At 38.2% G+C, this 19,783-nt stretch carries 22 protein-coding genes and 1 pseudogene; 9 read left to right on the top strand and 14 right to left on the bottom strand.

Annotation, left to right across the window (positions count from 1 at the left end):
* Positions 1 to 295 (bottom strand): Arm DNA-binding domain-containing protein (locus DWW90_RS19920; protein ID WP_233547845.1); only part of this gene is annotated, 295 nt, incomplete at its 3' end.
* 811 nt (positions 296 to 1,106) lie between these two features.
* On the opposite strand from DWW90_RS19920, the gene DWW90_RS19910 reads away from it, so the two are divergent.
* Positions 1,107 to 1,802: a hypothetical protein gene (locus tag DWW90_RS19910; protein ID WP_122346230.1), complete on the top strand. Its 696-nt coding sequence runs from the start codon at positions 1,107 to 1,109 to the stop codon at positions 1,800 to 1,802.
* Between the two features lie 30 nt (positions 1,803 to 1,832).
* Here DWW90_RS19910 and DWW90_RS19905 read toward each other — a convergent pair whose 3' ends face one another.
* Entirely contained in the window at positions 1,833 to 2,897 is a 1,065-nt protein-coding gene (locus DWW90_RS19905; protein WP_122346229.1) for a DNA cytosine methyltransferase, read from the bottom strand.
* Between the two features lie 116 nt (positions 2,898 to 3,013).
* Here DWW90_RS19905 and DWW90_RS19900 point away from each other — a divergent pair, with 116 nt between their 5' ends.
* Complete coding sequence (locus DWW90_RS19900) at positions 3,014 to 3,427, top strand: very short patch repair endonuclease (protein WP_122346228.1); 414 nt, start codon at positions 3,014 to 3,016, stop codon at positions 3,425 to 3,427.
* A 110-nt stretch (positions 3,428 to 3,537) separates the two neighbouring features.
* On the top strand, positions 3,538 to 5,403 hold the full coding sequence (locus DWW90_RS19895; protein WP_122346227.1) for an ATP-binding protein: 1,866 nt from the start codon (positions 3,538 to 3,540) through the stop codon (positions 5,401 to 5,403).
* Between the two features lie 281 nt (positions 5,404 to 5,684).
* Here the strand turns inward: DWW90_RS19895 and DWW90_RS19890 are convergent, their stop codons facing one another.
* The 10 genes from DWW90_RS19890 to DWW90_RS19840 form a co-directional block, all read right to left on the bottom strand.
* Complete coding sequence (locus DWW90_RS19890) at positions 5,685 to 6,602, bottom strand: DUF5712 family protein (RefSeq protein ID WP_122346226.1); 918 nt, start codon at positions 6,600 to 6,602, stop codon at positions 5,685 to 5,687.
* A 4-nt stretch (positions 6,603 to 6,606) separates the two neighbouring features.
* The gene (locus DWW90_RS19885) at positions 6,607 to 7,191 is read right to left on the bottom strand and encodes a BfmA/BtgA family mobilization protein (RefSeq protein WP_122346225.1); all 585 of its coding nucleotides are present in this window, start codon (positions 7,189 to 7,191) and stop codon (positions 6,607 to 6,609) included.
* 284 nt (positions 7,192 to 7,475) lie between these two features.
* Positions 7,476 to 7,808: a helix-turn-helix domain-containing protein gene (locus DWW90_RS19875; protein WP_122346224.1), complete on the bottom strand. Its 333-nt coding sequence runs from the start codon at positions 7,806 to 7,808 to the stop codon at positions 7,476 to 7,478.
* Between the two features lie 162 nt (positions 7,809 to 7,970).
* A complete protein-coding gene (locus DWW90_RS19870; RefSeq protein WP_122346223.1) occupies positions 7,971 to 8,393 on the bottom strand; it encodes a hypothetical protein in 423 nt (140 codons plus the stop codon).
* Positions 8,368 to 8,601, bottom strand: coding sequence for a hypothetical protein (locus DWW90_RS19865; protein WP_122346222.1), 234 nt, complete (start codon positions 8,599 to 8,601; stop codon positions 8,368 to 8,370). The genes DWW90_RS19870 and DWW90_RS19865 overlap by 26 nt, the downstream gene beginning before the upstream one ends.
* Positions 8,602 to 8,866: 265 nt before the next feature.
* Entirely contained in the window at positions 8,867 to 9,508 is a 642-nt protein-coding gene (locus tag DWW90_RS19860; RefSeq protein WP_122346221.1) for a CatB-related O-acetyltransferase, read from the bottom strand.
* A gap of 13 nt (positions 9,509 to 9,521) precedes the next feature.
* On the bottom strand, positions 9,522 to 10,814 hold the full coding sequence (locus DWW90_RS19855) for an MATE family efflux transporter (protein WP_122346220.1): 1,293 nt from the start codon (positions 10,812 to 10,814) through the stop codon (positions 9,522 to 9,524).
* A gap of 237 nt (positions 10,815 to 11,051) precedes the next feature.
* Positions 11,052 to 11,525, bottom strand: a complete 474-nt coding sequence (locus DWW90_RS19850; RefSeq protein ID WP_122346219.1) for a DinB family protein — start codon at positions 11,523 to 11,525, stop codon at positions 11,052 to 11,054.
* Positions 11,526 to 11,608: 83 nt separating this feature from the next.
* The gene (locus tag DWW90_RS19845; protein WP_122346218.1) at positions 11,609 to 12,442 is read right to left on the bottom strand and encodes a helix-turn-helix domain-containing protein; all 834 of its coding nucleotides are present in this window, start codon (positions 12,440 to 12,442) and stop codon (positions 11,609 to 11,611) included.
* An 80-nt stretch (positions 12,443 to 12,522) separates the two neighbouring features.
* Entirely contained in the window at positions 12,523 to 14,571 is a 2,049-nt protein-coding gene (locus tag DWW90_RS19840; protein WP_122346217.1) for a UvrD-helicase domain-containing protein, read from the bottom strand.
* Positions 14,572 to 14,709: 138 nt separating this feature from the next.
* Here DWW90_RS19840 and DWW90_RS19835 point away from each other — a divergent pair, with 138 nt between their 5' ends.
* Positions 14,710 to 15,294, top strand: coding sequence for a phosphoglycerate mutase family protein (locus tag DWW90_RS19835; RefSeq protein WP_199662226.1), 585 nt, complete (start codon positions 14,710 to 14,712; stop codon positions 15,292 to 15,294).
* Between the two features lie 80 nt (positions 15,295 to 15,374).
* Positions 15,375 to 15,677, top strand: a complete 303-nt coding sequence (locus DWW90_RS19830) for a TIGR04076 family protein (protein WP_122346215.1) — start codon at positions 15,375 to 15,377, stop codon at positions 15,675 to 15,677.
* A 33-nt stretch (positions 15,678 to 15,710) separates the two neighbouring features.
* Here the strand turns inward: DWW90_RS19830 and DWW90_RS19825 are convergent, their stop codons facing one another.
* Positions 15,711 to 16,475: a LuxR C-terminal-related transcriptional regulator gene (locus DWW90_RS19825; RefSeq protein ID WP_122346214.1), complete on the bottom strand. Its 765-nt coding sequence runs from the start codon at positions 16,473 to 16,475 to the stop codon at positions 15,711 to 15,713.
* Positions 16,476 to 16,702: 227 nt separating this feature from the next.
* Here DWW90_RS19825 and DWW90_RS19820 point away from each other — a divergent pair, with 227 nt between their 5' ends.
* The 4 genes from DWW90_RS19820 to DWW90_RS19805 all read left to right on the top strand — a co-directional run bounded on the left by DWW90_RS19820 (position 16,703) and on the right by DWW90_RS19805 (position 18,265).
* On the top strand, positions 16,703 to 17,017 hold the full coding sequence (locus tag DWW90_RS19820; RefSeq protein ID WP_122346213.1) for a helix-turn-helix domain-containing protein: 315 nt from the start codon (positions 16,703 to 16,705) through the stop codon (positions 17,015 to 17,017).
* Entirely contained in the window at positions 17,004 to 17,297 is a 294-nt protein-coding gene (locus tag DWW90_RS19815; RefSeq protein ID WP_122346212.1) for a DUF3876 domain-containing protein, read from the top strand. Before DWW90_RS19820 ends, DWW90_RS19815 begins: the two co-directional genes overlap by 14 nt.
* A gap of 53 nt (positions 17,298 to 17,350) precedes the next feature.
* A complete protein-coding gene (locus tag DWW90_RS19810) occupies positions 17,351 to 17,644 on the top strand; it encodes a helix-turn-helix domain-containing protein (protein ID WP_002560566.1) in 294 nt (97 codons plus the stop codon).
* Between the two features lie 93 nt (positions 17,645 to 17,737).
* Positions 17,738 to 18,265, top strand: coding sequence for a GNAT family N-acetyltransferase (locus tag DWW90_RS19805; RefSeq protein ID WP_122346211.1), 528 nt, complete (start codon positions 17,738 to 17,740; stop codon positions 18,263 to 18,265).
* Between the two features lie 310 nt (positions 18,266 to 18,575).
* Here DWW90_RS19805 and DWW90_RS19800 read toward each other — a convergent pair.
* Positions 18,576 to 19,733, bottom strand: a pseudogene (locus tag DWW90_RS19800) (site-specific integrase); the annotation flags it as partial.
* Positions 19,734 to 19,783 lie beyond the last annotated feature (50 nt).

Below are 19,783 nucleotides of genomic sequence, written 5' to 3'. Positions count from 1 at the left end.
TTGAGCAAAAATAATTATTTTTTGCTTTCTCCACAACTTTTCGGGGTGAGCCATGATAATGTTGGTGTACAGTGCTGCGGATGCTGTCTAACATGGAATTGATACTCATGGCTTCGGCACTTCTACCGGTTGCTTTTCCTGCGCTCACACTCCAGTTAGCCGGGTTTATCTCCATTTGGGTGTTAAACTGTGCCACAATTTGGTCGATGGTGATTCTTGCAATGATTGGTGCATTACCGTTTTTCTTTGCTGCATTTCGTTTTACGAAAAATAAGAGCTTGAAAGTCGTTCTCATAATCTCACTTTTTTAGTTACAAAATTACTTTTATTGATTGAAAATGAGATATTTGCAGACCGGACAAATTGGGACAACACTTAGCCAATTTTAGACATTCCGTGACCTATTTTCCCTAAGATTGGACTGGTCATGAATTGGTCACAGAAGTATGTCTTTTCGTGACCTTTTGGTGTCTTTGGTCATGGACATTATACAAAGAAAAAACTCCTGCAATACCTTGATATTGTAGGAGTTGTCTTCTTAAAGTCTTGTTTTGACTTGTCTTTCAGTGATCCGCTTGGGATTCTCTTATCGGAGTTACCACGCTGATATTTAAAACTTTATATTTTTAGTTTCAAGCATATCCCATGATTTAACCCACTGATTTGCTACGTGCTTTTGCGGTAGTTTGCTCATGGAGAATACTGAAAGCAAAGATAAGTACTTTCTTTGAATCTACAAAATTAAGTAATATCCATTAGCTGCCACCCGAAAGTGAATGCTTCATGTATCACTATTGGCAGTCAATAACTTATTTTTTATTTTGTCGGAAAATTCATGCAATTATCTCTCATCGTTCTGCCCGTGATTTAACACGATTGTTATTACAAAATTAAGAAAGAATATTAAATCAATCCACCATTTGCCTGAAAATTTTAAATAACTAGTATTTCTATTATTGTGCGTTTTGGAAATAGAAAATTGAAACATCTCATTTTTGTTTTGCAATAGAATAAAAATAATGTATTTTTGCTTTTGTGTAAGAGCTAGAATGAATATAACGAATTTGATAAATATAGTTTTCATTTGATGTAATATCAACAAAGATATGAGTAGAGGTTTTGGTATTGTAGAGCAAAAAATCGAAGAGTCTGAGTTTTTTCTATCCAAATTAGAAGAAACAATAGACGATTCCTTCTTTTCGGATGAATCCCAGTATTATTTGAGCGCATTTGCTTCGGCAACAAGAAGTATAACATTTACTATACAAGCTTCAATTTCAGATATCAGTGGTTTTAAGGAATGGTATGAGCCTCAACAACAAAAATTAAAAAACAGCAAACTTGCCAGATATTTTTTAGAGGCGAGAAATTTATCTCAAAAAATAGGATACTATCTTATCGGCGGGGGGAGTTCATACATAGATAAAGAAGGGATTAAACGAAGATATTATTATTTTCAAACATTCTCTGATGACACGTTGAGTTATGTGCCTGAGGATGATGTTTTAAGTTGTTGCAAAAAATATCTTAGCCTTTTACTGGAAGTTGTTTCCGATTGTTATAAGACTTTTGGCAGAGAAATTGATCCAGAGTTGTTTTTTACATATGAGAACCTTGTATATAGCAAAAAAACTATTGAAGATTTTGAAGACCAAGCCGGATATCCAAGAGGTTGGACTGCAATTCCGGGATTTACTGTAAAAGATCGAATAGACCTTATTGGCCGTCATCAACCTAAGCCCAGAATAGATTGGATCTTTAAGAAATACCTAGAAACAGATCGCTATGGAAAGGAAGTTTAATAGTTCTACCTTTGAGTAGAAACTTTAATTCTAATATAGATTGAGTTGTTTTAGGTGGCGTATTATACTTTCCGCCGTGACTTTTCCTAATCTGGGTGGGACGGCATTTCCAATATATCGAGAAGCGTTTGTTGTTGATATTTCTTTTCCCGAAGCAAAGAACTTATACTTTTTAGGAAAAGTTTGGAATAATGCAGCTTCTCGTAAAGAGATAGCTCTATCTTGTACCGGATGGCCGAATCGACCATTTCCTATACCAGTACACAATGTTGTCATTGTCGGAGACGGTTCGTCCCATTTCATTCTACCATATACGCTACCAAAAGATTTTCCGGATTCTTTTTTGTGGCATTCAAGATGCAGTTCTTCAGGCCAATCACTCCAACTACCGCCATATGGAGTTGCTTTAATACGACGTAGATTAAGATCCGATAATTTTCTTGCCCTATGAAGCGGATCTTTCTTACATATTTCTCCTGCCTGTATAGCAGGTAATTTACCAATAACTTGTTTGACTGTCACATAATTATCTGGAGTGTGGGTAGGCTTTATCAGTTCGATTTTTCCAAATCTTGATGCCAGTAAGACCAAACGTTTTCTTGTTTGAGGTATACCATAATCCGGGCAATATACAACTTTGTATTGGACGTAGTAGCCCAATTTTTCCAATTTCTGTACAAAATCGTTTAATACCGGCTTTTGTTTAAAAGATAAAATCTGAGAAACGTTTTCCATTGTAATTATATCAGGTTCCGATTCCTCTATAAGACGTCCAAATTGATATAGCAAAGTATACTTCTTACTATCTTTTTCTTTAACTTTGAACGCATAGGAAGAAAATGGTTGGCAGGGCGCGCAACCCGCTAATATTTTAATTTGAGAATTGCCAAATAAATCTCTGATTTGTTGTCCTGTAATAGTGGAAACATCTTGTGTTAAAAACTTAGCTTCATTGTTTGCTTCATACGCATATTTACAAGTTTCATCAATATCGAAACCTGCAATAATATTGAATCCCCTTTTCTTCATACCATAGCTAAGCCCTCCTATTCCGCAAAATAGATCAATAACACCTATGTTTTTATTAGTTGACATTCAATTACTTATGTTTATTTGGGGATAAAATTTCATGCAAAGTTAGCAAAAGATTTTTTTATAGAGTTGAGTAGAAGAGAAATAATTCATATTTTTGGAGAAAAAGTAGTTTCTTTATGGATATATGGGAAAAAGATAAACGATCAGAGATAATGTCAAGAGTCAATCAAAAGGATACTAAGCCAGAATTAATAGTAAGACATTTTTTATTTGCTAATGGATTCCGTTATCGCAAAAATGTTAAATCTTTGCCTGGTTCACCGGATGTCGTCTTACCTAAATACAAAACGGTGGTATTTATAAATGGATGCTTTTGGCATGGTCATGAATGTAGAGCAGGCAGGAAACCTACATCCAACAGAACTTATTGGGATGATAAAATAGAAACAAACATGAAACGAGATCAAAATAAAATAATGCAATTAGAAGCAATGGGATGGAAAGTACTGATTGTCTGGCAATGTGAAATAAAAAATATCAAGCTGCAAAATATACGATTAAAAAGGCTAGTAGACCAGATATTGTCATAATAATATCAGAAAATAATTGCAAGATTAACAAATAGTTGTTAATTTCGCAGTTAACATCCAATTATAATGGATTATGATGTTCTTGAATCACAATAAAATTAAAATAGCCTATGAAGGAATATAGTCTAAACATTGATCCTAGAATCTTGGAACTGCTGGGGCCGAATCTGTACACAAACATCTATTATGTATTGGCAGAACTAATCGCCAATGCCTACGATGCCGATGCTAAGAATGTTTATATAATATCTAATAAAGACGATATTCGTGTTGAAGATGATGGACACGGTATGTCATACGAAGATGGAGAGGTACAAAAATTTTTGTATGTTGCAGCCGTTTCTCGAACAAGTGAAGAGAATGCTAAGACTCGTTCAGGAACCAGAAGAAAAATGGGGCGTAAAGGAGTTGGTAAACTTGCTGCTCTATCGGTTTCTGAAAGTGTTGATATAATGACAATTGCCAATGGTGAGAAATCAGGTTTTGTCCTTGCCCGTCGCCCTATGGAAGGTAATAGATTGCAAGCTATTGAAGAAAAAGACATCGTATTTAATCAAATAAAAAGTCATGGTACAGCAATTGTCATGCGCCATCCCCAATATAGGCTACATAAGACTCTCAATGCCGTAAAAAGAAATATATTGAAGATTTTTCCTTTAGTCAATAGCAATTTCAAAATACATATAATCAGAGGTCAAGAACACGAGATTATAGACAGTTTCGACGAGAATATAATGAAAGAGCTAAACACATTGATAACTTTGGGGAGTGAGTATTCTAAATTATGTGAGTTAGTTCCTGTTACATTTCCTGCAAGTAAAGCTGAATTAATAGAACAGAGGATTCCCTACCAGATACCGTTGTCTTTAAAAGATAATAGTGGATTAGAACGGGAATATTCGCTTGAAGTTATCGGTTGGATTGGAACGTACAAAACCACACGAGGTAGAAAGGCAGAAGTAACGGACTTTCCCGATAATTTTATCTCTCTTTATGCCAATAAAAAGATGGGAGAATTTAACATATTACCTATTGTTGGTCAGAATAAGTTGATTGAGGTTTACGTGGTAGGACAACTCCATGTAGACTTATTTGAATTATCTGAACTTCCAGATATGGCATTGAGTAATCGTCAAGGGTACAAATCCGATGACATTAGATACGAATCTGTAATTAATTATGTTAGAGACACATTGTTGCCGGACATATTAAAGAAGAGAGCAATGTATGTAGATTTAATGAATAAAGAAAAAAAGAAAGCCACTATTGATACTCAAAAAAAGAATGAAGAAGAATTGAGAAAACTGATTAATCAGTTTAAAAATAATGCAAGTAAAAAAGCTGCTGAAAGCATTCGCGCTTTTGGGGCTGATGCATCTCAAGATGTTCTTGAAAAAGCTATTTCCGACTCAATTAATGATACGGTACCGGATTTAGGAATCAAATCGTTAGTTGACTCTCAAAAAAAGAAAATTCTAATCAGTCAGACATATAACGACAAGTCCTTAGCCGATATTATTTACAAGTTCTTAGTGTTTAATAACGTGCCTGAGGAGGACATCCTATATACCAACTGTGATGATGAAGTTTGTAGAATTCCAGAAGGAGTATCTGTTTATGATTATCTTAGAGATTTCTTTGTAGAAAGCTATTCAACTCAAAAAATATTTGTTCTTTTTGTCACTAGTGAATATACTAAACAATCGTGGGGCGCTATTACGGAGGTCGGTGCTTCATGGATAACACAAATAGATCATAAAATTTTTAATATTTCACCATTTAGACCTGAGCACCCTTTAGATGATGCAGCACAATGGCATACCACTAATAGGGATTCTTCAATACTTTCAATGTCTGCTCTTAGTGCAGATATTTTTTGCCAGAAAATTGAAGTCGTGTGTGATAAACTTGGTTACACTAAGCGAACCAGAAAAGACAACAAGGAATATCTTAAAACTTTAATATCAGTCGTATAAAATTCATAAGAGAAGTATTTATCAAACTTATACTAGAAGCCAGAATTTACTGGCTTCTTTTTTTGTTTATGTTAGGTGGTTTATGCTCTTTTTTGAAAATATTTTCCTCTTTTTTTCGCTAAACATCATTCCCATGAAGGAAATAAATAAGGCTACATTTTTATGAGAAATACTACCTGAAAGCAGTGCTGATGTGGAAATTTTCAGCTTAAACCGTAGGGCTTGGCATTGACGTTTCAGGCTCAGAATATATCTTTGTGTTCAGAGAAAGAATGGATTAACTACAACTTACGGCCTCTCTGTTTTCTCTTTTTGCGTTTCTGTGCTTGTAATTCTTTTGCCAGTGTAGCATTATTGTTGGTATCTTCCAATGAGAAGATAGATAATAGCGAATTACCACTACTATTATTTTGCTGATTAAAATAATGTTTGCTTTCCATCTTGCTTTCAAAATTGTAAGAAATAGTATTTTCGTTTTCACTGGATTGGAATCTCTCTCTTTTCTTTTCTCCAGTAAAGTTTTGGTTTTGTAATTCAAGTTGCTCGGAGATAGAACCATTCTTAATTGTGTTGTGGTAATCGAATGATTCCGATTGTTGACGGTCGTAGCCGAACAGTTTATCAAAGCCTTGTTCCACTTGTTGGAACAGATTTATACGGTCAAAACCTCCTGTTACAGTGCCTTTCTTAGTATTCTTATGGTTAGTAAGCGGTGAAAGTTTCTTTTTATTGGCTTGATCTTTACGGCTTATAATCAAATGACAGTGCATATTCAGTTCATTATCTGAACGGCTACGGTCAAAATGAATCTTACCATAGAACTTTATATTTGTAGCAGATAGCTCTTTATTAAAGTTCTTGGCATATTCAGGAATAAAGACCTCACGAATATACCGTTTCATAGCTTTGGTTTGCTCCTGCTCTGTATTGCCCATCGTCCGAAGTTCGTTTTCCGATGGGCTGACGTGAATAGCATAAAACTTAGCATCCGTTTTTAGGAGTTGCCCGATATTACTATCTAAAGCTTTTATAACGGTTGATTTATAGATATTATCATCTGACAGATTGAAAAAGTCTTCGGTATAGATGCCCTTTTCCATCCGTTCTAAATCTTCATGCTCTAGGTAATTAGCTAGCTGTCGGCAGCTCCCGGAATTATTATATGTTCCGTTTGATGGTGAGGCAAAGTCTATGTGCATAGCTCTATGTATTAATCAGATTGATGATCTCCGCCTTTAGGTTCTCTTTGCGTTTGCTATCCATCACACCACAAGCAGAAAGTTCCGAATAGAGTTGTATTAGGTGAAGTAACTTTTTATTATCCCGTTGGTGTATTTGATAGAGTGCGTTAATCTGTTTCGATTGGTTGTTTATCACATCGGCATGATTACCGAACTGCTCACTTAATTTTTTAAGTACGGCTGTTTGTCTCTCCTGGCTGGCTTCCAGTTGAGAGAGAATAAGAGTTTCCAAAGTTTTACCGATAGCATCGAAACGCAAAGCGATAGCATTGGTTACTCGTATCATGGGATTCAGTTGTTCTTCCTCATAGTGACGGATGAAGCGGATAATATCATCCTGTCTCTTATTTATTTTCGCCAGTTCCGATTTTACGGATTCTGGTGCTTCGGATGGGTTGATATGTGTCTTATCGATATACCCGAACGCCAACTTTACAACTTCACTCTTTTTCAGTGAATAGCGTTTGCATATCTTCTCTACCAAAGCTGCCGTTTCCTTGTCAATGGAAATGGTAGTAAATATCGTTTTTCGACTGCTGTTTAGCATGATAATTACTTTTTTATAGAAATATGAATAGATAAATACCTGATAATAAGCATTGAAAAGAAAATACTTATTACAGGTGTCATTACAGCGTGTTCTTGTAACACGCTAAAGCCGAAGGCTTTGCCCCGCAGGGCAAGAGGGAAGAACAGGACTTGTCCAGTTCCCTCTTGCTCGATTTAGCGAAACAGGCTGAACCGATAGGTGAGGCAGTTTGTGCTAAATCGGGGTGGCAGCACAAAGGAATAGCCCGAACACAGGCTGCTTTCCTTTGCTACTTTTTGCTATCAAGGCTGATTTGCCAACTGATTGGCTTTTTCAAACTGTTTGTAGGTTTGAGAATCGGCATATTCACGAACGAAAGCCCGGATATCGCTGGCTTTATAATACGTTTTTCGCCCGATGGTAAAGTAGGGAAGTACACCTTTCGCTCGATAGCGTTGTAGGGTTCTGAAAGATGCTTTCAACAGAAAGGCTAAGTCTTGATTATCCAATAGCCTTTCATTTTCATCGAATATTGTGTCGGTATTGATAAGAGATTTCAGGTCTTGCCCGATCTCGGTGAGTTTCTTGGATAGCTTTTCCATCCACTTCTCGAAGTTTTCATTGTCTATATACATTTTGCTTCAATTTTTAGTTCAACATTATTGTTTTCAATCGATTGATGAAGCAAAGTTCTGCAAAACAAGGTTGCAGAAAAAGAGGAGTAGTTACCTACTCCCCGAATAATGGTTTATAAACTGTTATAAATAAACAACTTGCAAAATCATCTTTTCTAATCTTTATTTATTCTTCCGTTTACGGTCTTCTCTACCAATAGCATTTCGCAAAGCGTCTAATGTTTTAGTAAGATTGTACGGTTTACGAGTAAACACTTCACCAATCTTATCGTAGATACTACCGAATTTAAGATTGAAAAGCTGCTCAAAACCACGAGCTAAACAAGCCTCTGAAACAGGTTTTCCATTCTTTCCGGTAATCTCTCCTTGAAGAAATAAACCAAGTACAATTTCAGCAATACCAATAATTCCCAAGTCTTTTGACTTAGGAATTACATACAGGTCTGACTTGAACCCTGTAGACACAGGCGAATTAAACTGTTCGGGATGGGTAATTTTCAGGTTGAGTAACTCTAATTCTGCATCAATTAGGGATAATGCTTTATGAATGTATAGATTTTTAGGCGCATTTTTCCCCCTGCCCATCCTGATACAACCCCTTTAAAGGGGCTATCTCAATACGGGTGAGATTCAGCATCCGGAAGATATGAGCGTAATCTTCCGAATGGCTAATTGTTACTATTTGCTTCACAAAATCTTCATAAGCATCTTGCATTTCTGTGTTAATAACTTCTTGTGAGGTGTCAGCCAGTAAGATGAAAAACCTCGTTCTCAATAAATCATTCATAGGCATAAAATTTAATTGTGAATAAATTATATATATCAAAGCACTAGCTTTGTATGCTGAATGATTTCTTGTTTTGTTTGTAGTTCCTCTGCTAATCAGAATGATTCAAGGGGTATTCAGCCTTATTGGTCGCAATTCCAGAAATGGTGAACTTCAAATTCCTGCTTCTTACAAATATAATCCACTGGCATGAGTTCTAAAATAGCGAAATGTAGCTATACAGAAGAACTGAAACTTGCATCAATCCTTGTCAATCGTTTCTTTATATAGTTCATAATCTATCTTTCTTCATGGCAAGTAATTCATCTAGTTTACCCTCTGTAATATAGGGCAAACATTGACGGATTTTATCGGTAGACCAATCCCACCATTTTAACTTTAGCAGTTGTTGGATCACCTCTGCATCAAAGCGTCTACGAATTTCTTTAGCAGGAGTACCGCCCACAATCGTATAAGGAGGGACATCTTTCGTCACTACAGTACGTGCGGCAATAATAGCACCATCACCGATATGAACCCCTGCCATAATCACAGCTTCGTAGCCGATCCATACGTCATTGCCGATCACAATATCGCCTTTATTGTCCCATGCAGTAGTAATATTCGACTTCTCCAATTCCCATTCTTCATAGAATAGAGGGAAGGTATAGGTAGACAGAGATTTTAATGTATGATTGGCACAATTAAACATAAACTTCGTGCCACAGGCAATAGAACAGAACTTGCCAATGATTAACTTCTCCCGGTGGATGGGATAATGATAAAGTACATTGTTCTTCTCAAATAGCAAGGGATCAGCTACAAAATCATTGTAAATGGTATAATCGCCTACCTCTATCTGTGGATCTTTAATCACGGCATTCAGATATACCGTTTGCTTATCTCCGGTGCGTGGATATATTTTTGTCATCATAACTTGATTCGTTTTAATAGTGTTTACTTTTTAGATAAATGATAGATTGAAGTGCTAGCAGGCTCACAAACAGATATTCTGCCGTCAAGTAGAGGGGTAAAGATGCATCTATACAGGAGCTCAACCAATAGAGATACACTAAATAGACACAGGTGGTTGTCACCTGAAACAGAAAGGTGATTTTGGTTTTTCCTGTTCCCCCGACAGCATTAAGATATACATAGCCGGGTAGCGCAAACGTGTAATTCAATAGCATCACCACGAAAGGAGCAAATGCTAATTCTATCAATAGCTCATTATCGGTGTAGAAACTGACAATCCAACGGTTACAGAGCAAAGCTACTACTACGAATGGGATGCCAACGGCATAACCTAATTTCAGAACCTTGTGACAGATCGGGAAAAGCTCGTTTCTCGCTCCTGCTCCAATAACATTACTCACTAATGAACCCGTAGTGACAGCAAAGGAATTGGCAATTACGAAAAAGATTGCCGATACGCTTCGGGTGATATTGGAAATAGCCAACTCTGTTTTCCCTAAATGCTCGATTGCTACGAAAAATAGAAACCAAGGGGCTACGCTGATAAAAGCATGGAGCATACTCCACACAGATAGATTCAGGACTTTGATAAGTAACCGTCCATCATACACGGGCTTCAATCCGTATTTGTCTTTGTCAATCTTCGCTTTTGTGTAGATACAAAGTACAATCAAAGAACCCATTTCTGCTAAAGATGAAGCGATGGCTGCTCCCGAAATACCTAATCCCAGTGTGAATATTAAGAGGTAGTTCAGCGGGATATTAATCGCCACCGCAGTAACAGCAGACCATGATAAGGCTTTTGTGTGCGTTATTCCAACGAAGAAAGACCGGATAGCCAGAAAAGGAAATGAGAATAACAGCCCGAAACTGCGCCAATCCAAATAGCGGACTACCGCCTGATAAATCTCCGGTGAGGAGATTAACTGTTTCAATAGATAAGGAGAAACTGCATGAATCAATAGGCAAAGCAAGACGGCTAATCCCGATAAAAAGAATAGCCCTTGAAAGAAAGTCTTTCCTGTTGCCTTGTAATTCTGCCCCCCGTTTCTCCGGGCAATCATTACTTGCAATCCGATGCTGAACCCAAAGCCCAACATATAGACTGCCAGATAATAAATTCCGGCAATAGCGGATGCTCCCAATTCCACCTCGCCTACGTGACCTAAAAAGACAGCATCCGTTATATTGATTAACTGCTCCATTAAAATGCTCATCATTACCGGAAAGTTGATGAGCCAGATTTGTTTATATGTATAATTCATTGCTCAACTGCAAAATAGCACAACACGAGCAGACTGCATAATATAGTCTGCCAGCTCGTAAATTCATAAATAAAAGGATATAAAATCTCTGTGGCAAATAAATCGTTATTTGTCAAATAGCTGAATAGCTTTCTTGAAGGGGGCTATTCGCAGGAGCGTAGCTATATACAGAGTTTCATAAGAAGTGAATACTATTTGTGAGTTGATATAGCGCAAATGTATGAAAAATTAAGAAATTCAATCTATCAATTCATGGATTTCTTTTATATGCAGGTGCAAATGTCCCAAATATCCCTCTATCATTTCTTGTAGTGTAACCTTTGCTCCTGTAAAGTCACACCAGTAACTATCCAGCCTATTCTTATCTACCGAGTTAATTACTTGGATGATGTGTAGATTGTAACACTTCCATAACTGGATTAAGTTAGCCCAGTCTGCATTCTGATAATCTTGCAAAGCTATCCACAAGTCATTATCCTGTGTATAATCAGGAAAGAAAAGCAGGTCTTTGCTATATTGCAACCGAACCATGCGTTGGTGATTATTGGATGCCGAATCAATCAAGTGACCGAGAATTTGCTTGATGGTGCGATTCTGCGTATTTCGCCTTTGTGTGATAACCTCTACGGGCAGACTACTTAACAATTTTTCTTCTGTTTCAATAACCTGTGCAATGCCAGTGGTTATGTGAGTAAAACTATTTTCTTGCATAACTTTCTAATTTTAAATACTTCTGCAAAAGTAAGTTCTTTGCCTATCATCCACTTGTAAAAAACTGAATTTGTCACAAATGACTATGCACGATTATGCGATTTAATAACATTCAGCCTACAATCTTCGGAAAAGAATGTAGAATACGGAGAACGCGAAGATAGATATTGAGTAGGCGAACAGCCTGTAAACTCTTTAAAGTCTTTCACCAAGTGCGAAGAATCATAAAAGCCACACGAATAAGCCAAGTCTACGAACTCCATCCCCGGATGATTCTGCAACAGATACAATACCCGCTGAAAACGAACTACCCGATAATACTCTTTAGGGCTCATTCCTATATAGTTGGTAAATACTCGCTTGAATTGCCTATATCCCAAACAAGCACTTTCAGCAAGGGTATTCACGTCAATTTGCGGTTGATTGATGATTTGGCAGATAGCGTGATGCGTTCTTTGGTAGTTACAATTTGCATCGACCAACCGTTGCATGAAAAAGCGTTCAATCAACCGGATGCAGGTTTCAACGTCTGGTTCGGCAGAAGTATTTCGTTTCAGGTGATTCAGTTCAATATCTTCCAAATCTTCTACATCTATATAATGGTTGTAAAGCTCACTCATAGAACACCGCACAAATGGATTCAGTCCTAAAGGATGAAATATAACGGCAAGCATATCAATATAACCCTTTGAAATCAAACTCCCATAAGTTGAGAACTGTCCCCGAATGAAATTCTTTGGCTGTAAACCTTTTGATTGGATATTCAGATTCTCACCCCGATGGAAAACAAGATGTACGCACCCCGATGGAATAGTCTGTACCATTACTGGCTCTACTTCATCGGTTTTTAGCACCCAATAGTATTTAATGTATTGGGAAAGTATAGGTGACGGATATAGAACTTTGCTTTCTCTCATCGCAATTTCGTTAATCTGCTGTGCGCTTGGCGGTAAATATAGGCGTTAATCTCCGCATGACAATAAAGTAAGCCGAAAATTTAGATGAATGGCGTGTGTTTTGTTCCGCTATATGTCAGTGTTAAACGGTGCATCGCCCTCGTTACCGCCACATATAGCATACTCCGGTCGATCTCTGAATGATAGTTTCTATCATCCACCTGTGGGATAATCACCTCATCGAATTCCAAACCCTTTGCCATGTGTGCAGAGGTGATAACGATACCCAGTAAAAAAGCAGAACTTTGGCTAGATAGGAAATGAATAGCGGGAATTTGTAATTTATCTGCCATCTCACGGGCTTGCGATTCGGTTTTGCAGACAATCCCCAGCGATTTGTAAGCGGATACTTGATAAATGGCAATTAATTCCTTAATAGCAGATAGTTCTTCTTTCTCATTATCAAATTGTAATATTCGTGGTTTCTCTCCGTGCCGTGCGACTGGTTCAAGATCGGTATTTGTCCGTATTTTCTGTGCAAAATCAGTGATCTCGCAAGTAGAACGGTAACTTTTGCAGAGCTTCATCACTTCACCTGTGACAAGAGCTTTCTGAATCATATCCGCAGTAGACGAGCCGTAAGGATTGACCGACTGGCTGGCATCGCCCAATACCGTTTTCCGGCAAGAGAATAGCTTTTGCATTACTTTGTACTGGATTGGAGAATAATCTTGCATTTCATCTACCAGCAAATGTTTGACACAGTTCTTTGTACCACCTTCCAAAGCGATATGCAGATACGCCAATGGTGCTAAGTCGGAATATTCAAGTGTGCGGTTCTTCCGCATTTTAAACAGTTCCGGCTTACCTATCCATGCGAAGAAATCTTTATAGACTTGCAGGTCATTGTTTCCGGCAAACATTTGCTTGATCTCTTTTTTTAGGAAATTCCGTTCGGCAGTTGTCACCGTGAAAGCGTACTGTACTTTCATCATATCGAGAATATAATCCGTCATTGCCTCGAACCGTTGGCGCATGGGGTAGCGGTTGAAGCGGTGGAATTGCTCTTCGATAAATTCAGCCAGGACGGTGATGTGTTTGGTTAGTTTTACATCTTCTGCTCTAAAGTAGTGATTTTCGATGTGCAGAATAAAGCGATCCAGACTGGCGATGAAGTCGAAAGAGGATTTATATTCGATTCGCTCAATAAAGTCCGGTGTTGGTTTTGTCAGCAACTCATTCACTTGCTCAAAAAAGCTAAGATATTTGTATTTGTGATTCAGCACTTCGGAAAGTATCTGCTCCATGCTGGATTCCGGTACGGTTTCTTCACCCAGTTCGGGCAGGACGTTAGAGATGTAATCGGCAAACACCTTGTTCGGAGAAATAATCAATATGTCTTTTGAAGAGATACTACCCTGAAAAGCATACAGCAAGTAGGCGATGCGGTGCAGGGCAATAGAAGTTTTGCCCGAACCCGCCACACCCTGAATGATGAGCGTCCGGGCTTCCTCATTACGGATAATCCGGTTCTGCTCCCGCTGGATGGTGGCGACAATGTTCTTCATTTTATCATCTGCATTAGCACTCAGTTCCTTTTGCAGAATATCATCGTGGACGGTCAGCGCACTTTCGATCATAAACTCCATCTTTCCAGCCCGGATTCGGTATTGGCGTTTCAGGGAAATTTCTCCGTAAATCTCTCCCGATGGGGATTGATAAGATGCTTCGCCCAGTTCGTGATCGTAGAACATACTTGAAATAGGTGCTCGCCAATCGTAAATCACCGTTGTCCGGCTTTCAGTATCGTGAAAGGTATGAATGCCAATATAAACAGGGATTATCGGACGGCTCTCGCTCTTCTCTTGAAAGTCGATCCGACCGAAGTAGGGAATATCTACTATTTTGGCAAGCCGTCGGCGTTTGTCAATTACACTTTCCCCTATGGCAAAATGATTCAGGATGCTTTCACGCATCGAGCGTATCTCATGCGGATCAATATCTTTATTGCTCCAAAGGTAGTCTTTGTACTCCGCCAATGTATCTACATGGTCTTTCACGGATACATCGGTATGGCTGATTATCTGTTTCAGCCGGGCGATTATTTGCTGTAAATAGCTTCTTTCTTGCTTCTCTGTTTGATTGAACATCGTAGTAATTTATTGCTAAAGGATGAAAATAGAGTCAAAACGGTGCGCAAAATTACTGCAATCGGGTAGGATAGGAAATGGCTATTTATAGCTATATATCCATAAGTTTTGTATCTTTGCACGCTCAAAATGAACGATATGGATATTCTTGAACTTGCCCTACATAATCAGCAAACCGCTTGGAAAATACTGGAACATACCGGTATTATCCCGGCATGGGAACGTATTGGGGCAACCGTTCATTTGGTAGGCTCGCTTAAATCAGGTCTGCTGGCAAAGAGTAGGGATATAGACCTACATATCTATACCGATAAATTGGACATTGCAGCCAGCTTTTCTGTGATGCAGGAACTTGCCGAACGACTTTCTTTAAAGGAAGTCCAATATAAGAATCTGATTCAGACAGAAGAAGAGTGTATCGAATGGCATGCCCTCTACGAAGACAAGGACAGGAATACATGGAAGTTTGACATGATTCATATTCGTAAAGGCTCAAAATATGATGGTGTGGTTGAAAAAGTAACTGCTGCCATTGTGAATCGACTTACCCTTGAAATCAAGCAAACCATCCTTCAAATTAAATTCGATGTGCCGGACGGTGTACAGATTCCCGGCATAGAAATCTATCATGCAGTTTTCGAGGGTGGAGTTCGTAGTTACGAAGAACTGGAACAATGGAGAAAAACCAATCCGCTGACAAATAGCTTGGATTGGTTACCATAATAGAAAATACGTTTAAAGCAGCCCTACGAATCGCCATAAATGAGTACCCTTGCATATATCGTATGTGATAAATATTGAAAATGAAAAAGATTAGAATAACAGCTATAAGAAAGGTGCAGCATAGTGATTTGTCGACTATGTACGAAAATCCTATTGAACACACTTGTGATATTGAAGAAGGTACAACTTTTATTTCAGTTGATGGGCAGAAACCGGAAGAACTGTGTGAAAGCGCATGGGGGTCAATGAGCTATTTTGTTACGAAATTAGCCAATGGGGGCGGAAACTTCTATGATGGTTGGATGAAAAATCCGCACTCAGCAATGATTTCGTGTAACGATGGCTTTCGTCCTGTTAGTTTTTATATTGAAGTGATTGAATAATGATGCATATTAAGATAAAACGCCAGTGCTTAGTTAATAGAGAATACCGAAACTTTCTGCCCGATTAATGGCTTCGATCACATTATCAACATTCAATTTTGCTAATATATTCTTGCGGTGATTGTTTACCGTGTAAATACTTAGGTTCAGTTTATAAGCAATCTCCTTGCTCAAAAAGCCCTGTCGGATTAATAAAAGTATTTCCTTTTCCCGCTTGGTTAATTGTTGGTCTGCCGGAACAACTGCCGATGCAAGTATCTTACCCGTCTTCCGATTAATAATCGTCCGCTTGATTCGCTCTATAGGTATTTGATCGGGTGAATGATCCATCACTCCCATAATCATCCACGCCTTTCCGTTCTTGTCTTTCTGAATCACTTGGTGACGACTGATTACATTCACATATTCCTGCTGGGCATTCAAAATACGAATTTGGAATATCTGCTGATAATCATTTCTTTGTTCCTGCGGAAGTGAATAGATGAACTGCCCGTGTTCAATCTGGTGTTCGATGAGTTGTGCCCGGTCGTCCGGGTGAATCCGTTCCTCCAATAAATCCCCCTGATTCCGAATCGTCTTTATCCATGTAGGATTATATCCGAAGATAGTAGCAAAATTATCGGATGCAAAATCGTACCGTTCTTTGAAAACATCTACCGTAAAGATGCAACTTTGGCTCATTTGTGAGAATGTCTGTATAGATGCTCTGCGTTCATTCCACAAATCATAGTCCACATCCAGCGGGCTGATCTGCTGTCTTGACCATAATTCTTCGGGGGTTATCTTATTGGTAGTCATGCGGCAAAGATAAGCGATAAATCTTTTCGTATCTCTATTTCCATTTGACTTTCTATGTAAATGCGTTCAAAAAAAGAATATCCTATGAGTATATTCCAAATGAATTGAGCCAATACTAACCACTTCATACCACTTTCAGACAGTTTAGAAAACAGCTCTTGATTCTTCTTTCATTTGCCGATGAAAATAGAATCAACACGTTTTATAAACCATTTAAAATTAAAAGCATGGAAGTAGTAACCATTGAAAAGAGAACCTTTTCGTATGTCTGCGAGCGGTTCACCGAGTTTGCCAAACGAATAGAAAGTTTGTGCAGCACTCATATCCAGAAAGTAGAAAACTGGCTGGATAGTCAGGAAGTGTGCCTGTTGTTAGGCTTTAGCAAGCGAACACTGCAATATTACCGAAGTAGTGGACGGCTGGCTTATTCTCAAATCGGCAGCAAGATTTATTATAAGTCTTCCGATATTGAAAGAATTATTGCGGACAGTGAAACACAAAATCAATCATCCAAACAAGCCATGCCATATGAAAAGAACTAAAGAAGATTATCCGTCCTTCAACCTGTTTTCTATTGTCGGCACATGGGAAAGCGTTAATCTGAATCCTACGATAATCATTTATCGGAGCGATAAAGAGTATTTTCTTTCTATTATATATGTATCGGAAACCACTAAACAGGCTTCACCCGCTACATATGAGATACAGCAAGATGGTAGCCTGTATTTTATTGCCATTACATCCAAACGACTCTATGTAGATTATGATTCGGCAAAAGATATACTTAGTATTTCATCGCTGGGTGACTATTTGCACAACTAACCAGCCATCTAGCTATCTTGAAATCAATATTTCAATAAAACAATCTTTCAATCATGGAACTAATAAATAAAGATACCCCACAAGTCAAAGAATTTATTTCTTCGCTCGATTCGATGCTGAACGGCATTGAATCCATAGTCAAGCACTATAAACCCCACCTGAATGGAGAACGTTTTCTTTCCAACCATGAAGTTTCCAAGAAACTGAATGTCAGTTTGCGAACCCTGCAAGAGTGGAGAGATACAGGGCTAATCCCTTTTATCCAGATAAAAGGCAAAATCATCTATCGCCAAAGTGATATTGATAAGCTACTCCAAAAGCATTACTTTGAAAGCTGGAAAGAATAACTAGCCAAGAGAGTATGATTTCCACTATCTTAAAAAGAAATCTCTTTTATTGAGGTGGAAATTATACCTTTGCAGGAGAAAACCGTTAAAATTATGAAGTTTGTAATAGAATCCGGCACGACTTCCGACATTGACGAATTAGAAAAGTTGTATGATGATCTGAATGATTATCTATCAGCTACTACCAATTATCCCGGATGGATAAAAGGTATTTATCCTGTTCGTGAAAATGCGGTTGCTGGCATAGAAGATAATACACTTTTCGTTGTCAGGCATAATGGAAAGATAGTTGGCTCTGTTATCATAGACCATCACCCCGATGAAGCCTATAATAATGTAAAGTGGAAAGTTGATGTAGACTACAGTCGTATTTTTGTCATACGCACATTTGTAGTGCATCCTTCATTCTTGAAAATGGGTATCGGTCGTGCTTTGATGGACTATTCGTTTGAACTGGCTCAACAATCAGGCATAAAATCTATCCGTTTGGACGTGTATGAAAATAATCTTCCGGCAATCGCCCTCTATGAGAAATGCGGTTTTGAATATATTGATACCGTAGATTTAGGCTTTGGCAACTATGGGCTGAATTGGTTCAAACTGTACGAGAAACTTGTTTAAACGCTATTCAAGTGGAAGACGTTTTCCTCATGCCAGCCCCGAAAACATTGTTTTTCGGAATTTAATTTGAATCATTGACTTTTCCAGTGAAGTATTTAGTCTGTGCAAGTCTTTAGATGAAAATACGCTCGAAATGAAATGAGAGGAAGATTTTCATCTAAACCGAAGGCTTGGACTTGAACAGGCTAAATACGGAACTTACCTTTGTCAATGCTTCATATTAAGTTCTGGAAAACTTACTTTAAAAGAAAAGGATTGAGAAAATGAATTTCATTCTTCCCAATCCTTTTTCTATATTGGCTACTATTTATTATATAGCCAATTCCGACAGGCAGCTATTTACTTTTTGCATATCCTTAAAAATATTCTGATCCAGTACCCGTGCATAGTGTTTTGTTACGCTTGTGTCTGCGTGTCCCAACATCTTAGCTACATTCTCCATACTCACGCCATTTGCAAGGCAAATGCTTGTGGCATAGCTATGTCGGGCTGTATGTGTGCACAGATTTTTCTGCAACCCGCATACATCGGCAATCTCTTTCAAATAACTGTTCATGCGCTGATTGCTCAATACTGGCAACAGTTTTCCCGTACATTCTGCCACGTTTTTATACTTTTCAAGAATAGAAGCTGCCACAGGTAACAGAGGTATGTTACACATGACTTTTGTCTTTTGGCGGTTCTTCCTTATCCAAAGCTCCCCTTTGTTGTCTCTAACCAAGTGTTCAGGTGATAAATCTTTCACATCGCTGAATGCCAAACCTGTAAAAACGCAAAAAATGAAAACATCCCGTACCTGTTCTACTCGTTTAATGGTGAATTCTTTAGCAAGAATTATTTTAATCTCGTCCATCGTCAGAAATTCAGGATCGGTTTCTTCCAGTTTGAAGCGATAGTAAGCGAATGGATCTTTCTTTATCCAATCGTTTTCCAAAGCAATACGGATAATCTTTTTCAAGTTCTTCAATCGGGTGATAGCGGAGTTCTGAGCACAACCTTTTTCAATCTTCAAGAAAGCGTCAAACTTAGAAATGAAATTAGCTTCTAAGTTGTTGAGGGGAATATCCGATAGCTGATATTCTTTCTTAATGAATTCCTCTAAATATCGGGTAGTGGTTTCATATCGCTGGACGGTCTTACTAACGAAGTCTTTACCGATCAGCTTACGGCTTTGTTCGTTATGCTCCCTGAATACCTGCAATAGCGTCTTACTATCTTCGTCCACACCATAATATAACTTTCTCATAAGATCGACTGTAATAGTCTTACCTGCTGATTCCAGTTCTCTATAAATTTGGTGAATGCGAGAGCGTGTGATTTCCAAGTAGTGGTTCAGTTCCACCGACATACGATCTTTTCCTTTGGAGTTTTCTTTTGCCTGATTCCATAGATTTACAGGACAGCTTCTTTTTACTAAAACATCTACCATACAGCCGTTTACAGTGATTCTCATGCACACGGGTGCTTCGGCTCACCCGATATTTCTTGGGGGTAGCTCTTTTACATTTTCCTTACAAT

The sequence above is a fragment of the Parabacteroides sp. AF17-28 genome (genome assembly GCF_003479205.1).
In the GTDB taxonomy this organism is placed as follows: domain Bacteria; phylum Bacteroidota; class Bacteroidia; order Bacteroidales; family Tannerellaceae; genus Parabacteroides; species Parabacteroides acidifaciens.
Note: the sequence above shows the minus strand (reverse complement) of the source record. Positions and strands in the feature narration are given on the sequence as shown.

Coding starts and splice junctions, on each gene's coding strand:
- DWW90_RS19910 (WP_122346230.1), top strand. CDS start 1,107: ATGAGTAGAGGTTTTGGTATTGTAGAGCAAAAAATCGAAGAGTCTGAG.
- DWW90_RS19905 (WP_122346229.1), bottom strand. CDS start 2,897: ATGTCAACTAATAAAAACATAGGTGTTATTGATCTATTTTGCGGAATA.
- DWW90_RS19900 (WP_122346228.1), top strand. CDS start 3,014: ATGGATATATGGGAAAAAGATAAACGATCAGAGATAATGTCAAGAGTC.
- DWW90_RS19895 (WP_122346227.1), top strand. CDS start 3,538: ATGAAGGAATATAGTCTAAACATTGATCCTAGAATCTTGGAACTGCTG.
- DWW90_RS19890 (WP_122346226.1), bottom strand. CDS start 6,602: ATGCACATAGACTTTGCCTCACCATCAAACGGAACATATAATAATTCC.
- DWW90_RS19885 (WP_122346225.1), bottom strand. CDS start 7,191: ATGCTAAACAGCAGTCGAAAAACGATATTTACTACCATTTCCATTGAC.
- DWW90_RS19875 (WP_122346224.1), bottom strand. CDS start 7,808: ATGTATATAGACAATGAAAACTTCGAGAAGTGGATGGAAAAGCTATCC.
- DWW90_RS19870 (WP_122346223.1), bottom strand. CDS start 8,393: ATGGGCAGGGGGAAAAATGCGCCTAAAAATCTATACATTCATAAAGCA.
- DWW90_RS19865 (WP_122346222.1), bottom strand. CDS start 8,601: ATGCCTATGAATGATTTATTGAGAACGAGGTTTTTCATCTTACTGGCT.
- DWW90_RS19860 (WP_122346221.1), bottom strand. CDS start 9,508: ATGATGACAAAAATATATCCACGCACCGGAGATAAGCAAACGGTATAT.
- DWW90_RS19855 (WP_122346220.1), bottom strand. CDS start 10,814: ATGAATTATACATATAAACAAATCTGGCTCATCAACTTTCCGGTAATG.
- DWW90_RS19850 (WP_122346219.1), bottom strand. CDS start 11,525: ATGCAAGAAAATAGTTTTACTCACATAACCACTGGCATTGCACAGGTT.
- DWW90_RS19845 (WP_122346218.1), bottom strand. CDS start 12,442: ATGAGAGAAAGCAAAGTTCTATATCCGTCACCTATACTTTCCCAATAC.
- DWW90_RS19840 (WP_122346217.1), bottom strand. CDS start 14,571: ATGTTCAATCAAACAGAGAAGCAAGAAAGAAGCTATTTACAGCAAATA.
- DWW90_RS19835 (WP_199662226.1), top strand. CDS start 14,710: ATGGATATTCTTGAACTTGCCCTACATAATCAGCAAACCGCTTGGAAA.
- DWW90_RS19830 (WP_122346215.1), top strand. CDS start 15,375: ATGAAAAAGATTAGAATAACAGCTATAAGAAAGGTGCAGCATAGTGAT.
- DWW90_RS19825 (WP_122346214.1), bottom strand. CDS start 16,475: ATGACTACCAATAAGATAACCCCCGAAGAATTATGGTCAAGACAGCAG.
- DWW90_RS19820 (WP_122346213.1), top strand. CDS start 16,703: ATGGAAGTAGTAACCATTGAAAAGAGAACCTTTTCGTATGTCTGCGAG.
- DWW90_RS19815 (WP_122346212.1), top strand. CDS start 17,004: ATGAAAAGAACTAAAGAAGATTATCCGTCCTTCAACCTGTTTTCTATT.
- DWW90_RS19810 (WP_002560566.1), top strand. CDS start 17,351: ATGGAACTAATAAATAAAGATACCCCACAAGTCAAAGAATTTATTTCT.
- DWW90_RS19805 (WP_122346211.1), top strand. CDS start 17,738: ATGAAGTTTGTAATAGAATCCGGCACGACTTCCGACATTGACGAATTA.